This window comes from Paracoccus sp. 228 (genome assembly GCF_000967825.1).
GTDB lineage: Bacteria > Pseudomonadota > Alphaproteobacteria > Rhodobacterales > Rhodobacteraceae > Paracoccus > Paracoccus marcusii.
In genome coordinates this window covers 376,985-379,378 of sequence record NZ_JYGY01000005.1, presented here as the reverse complement: position 1 = coordinate 379,378, position 2,394 = coordinate 376,985, and the positions used below count along the sequence as shown (strand labels likewise).

Genomic DNA, 2,394 nt, shown 5'->3' with positions numbered 1-2,394 from the left:
TGGTTGCGGGGACAGGATTTGAACCTGTGACCTTCAGGTTATGAGCCTGACGAGCTACCGGGCTGCTCTACCCCGCGCCAAGGTTGTCCTGATCGGGTTTGTATTATCGTATCAGAGAGATATTGCGTTTCTTACCAGGTCTGGCGGTGACCTACTCTCCCACGTCTTAAGACGCAGTACCATCGGCGCAGCGGCACTTAACGGCCGAGTTCGGGATGGGATCGGGTGTTTTGCTCGCGCTAGGGCCACCAGACCAGGAAAGAAACGCTCAGCGTCGGACCCTTTTGAGGGGTCTGATATTGTCCAAGGATGCTTTGGAGGAAGGAGGGTAATCCTGCTTCTTCCGGATCAAATCAAGCCTATCGAGCCATTAGTACCGGTCAACTGAATGCATTGCTGCACTTACATCTCCGGCCTATCGACGTGGTGGTCTTCCACGGCTCTCAAGGGAGACCTTGTTTTGAGGGGGGCTTCACGCTTAGATGCCTTCAGCGTTTATCCTGTCCGTTCATAGCTACCCAGCACTGCCGTTGGCACGACAACTGGTCCACCAGTGGAACGTCCACCCCGGTCCTCTCGTACTAGGGGCAGCTCCTCTCAAGTCTCCAACACCCACGGCAGATAGGGACCGAACTGTCTCACGACGTTCTAAACCCAGCTCACGTACCTCTTTAAACGGCGAACAGCCGTACCCTTGGGACCTGCTCCAGCCCCAGGATGAGATGAGCCGACATCGAGGTGCCAAACGATGCCGTCGATATGGACTCTTGGGCATCATCAGCCTGTTATCCCCAGCGTACCTTTTATCCGTTGAGCGATGGCCCTTCCACTCGGGACCACCGGATCACTATGGCCGACTTTCGTCTCTGCTCGACTTGTCAGTCTTGCAGTCAGGCTGGCTTCTGCCATTGCACTCAACGACCGATTTCCGACCGGTCTGAGCCAACCTTCGCGCGCCTCCGTTACTGTTTGGGAGGCGACCGCCCCAGTCAAACTACCCACCACGCAGGGTCCCGGACCCGGATAACGGGCCGCGGTTAGACATCAAGAGTGCGAAGGGCGGTATCTCAAGGATGGCTCCACGGGAACTGGCGTCCCCGCTTCAAAGCCTACCGCCTATCCTGCACATCGCAATCCTGATGCCAGTGCGAAGTTGTAGTAAAGGTGCATGGGGTCTTTCCGTCTAACCGCGGGAAGTCTGCATCTTCACAGACAATTCAATTTCGCTGAGTCCACATTTGAGACAGCGGGGAAGTCGTTACGCCATTCGTGCAGGTCGGAACTTACCCGACAAGGAATTTCGCTACCTTAGGACCGTTATAGTTACGGCCGCCGTTTACCGGGGCTTCAATTCAAGGCTTGCACCTCTCCTTTTAACCTTCCGGCACCGGGCAGGCGTCAGACCCTATACGTCGTCTTACGACTTCGCAGAGCCCTGTGTTTTTAGTAAACAGTCGCCACCCCCTGGTTTGTGCCCCCGGCCTCTGCTTGCGCAAAAACCGGGCCTCCTTCTCGCGAACTTACGGAGGTATTTTGCCGAGTTCCTTAAATGTGGTTCTCTCAAGCGCCTTGGTATTCTCTACCAGTCCACCTGTGTCGGTTTAGGGTACGGTCTTGTGGAGGGCTATTTCCAGGGACCACTCACCAGCCCTTCCAATCCGATAAGGAAGAACGAGCTCTGTGATCCGTCACCATCTCCTGGCCCAGGAATATTAACCTGGTTCCCATCGACTACGCCTTTCGGCCTCGCCTTAGGGGCCGGCTTACCCTGCTCAGATTAGCTTTAAGCAGGAACCCTTGGACTTTCGGCGACAGGGTCTCTCACCCTGTTTGTCGCTACTCATGTCAACATTCTCACTTCTGATCACTCCACCGGTTGCCTCACGGCCCGGCTTCACAGTCAGAACATTGCCTCCGTTACCCATTGCTGGGCAAAAGAGGCAGCGTTCTATATCACAGAACGCTCCGCTACCACGCACTCTAAAGTGCATCCAAAGCTTCGGCTCGTGGCTTGAGCCCCGTTACATCTTCGCCGCAAGACCTCTTGATTAGACCAGTGAGCTGTTACGCTATCTTTAAAGGATGGCTGCTTCTAAGCCAACCTCCTGGTTGTTTTGGAAGTCTCACATGCTTTCCCACTTAGCCACGAATTGGGGGCCTTAGCTGTTGGTCAGGGTTGTTTCCCTCTCCACGACGGACGTTAGCACCCGCCGTGTGTCTCCCGGATAGTTCTCCTGGGTATTCGGAGTTTGCTTAGACTCAGTAAGGCTGTGGGCCCCCATCATCCATGCAGTGCTCTACCCCCCAGGGAATACGTCCGAGGCGCTACCTAAATAGCTTTCGCGGAGAACCAGCTATCTCCGAGTTTGATTGGCCTTTCACCCCTAGGCACAA

The 2,394-nt window shown here is 55.2% G+C and carries 1 tRNA gene and 2 rRNA genes (1 of these 3 running past the window's edge); all 3 read right to left on the bottom strand.

What is annotated here, in order from left to right:
• A tRNA-Met gene (locus tag SY26_RS16760) sits at positions 1–77 on the bottom strand.
• Between the two features lie 61 nt (positions 78–138).
• Positions 139–253, bottom strand: a 5S ribosomal RNA gene (rrf, locus tag SY26_RS16755).
• Between the two features lie 96 nt (positions 254–349).
• Positions 350–2,394 (bottom strand): 23S ribosomal RNA (locus SY26_RS16750); it runs 788 nt beyond the window's last position.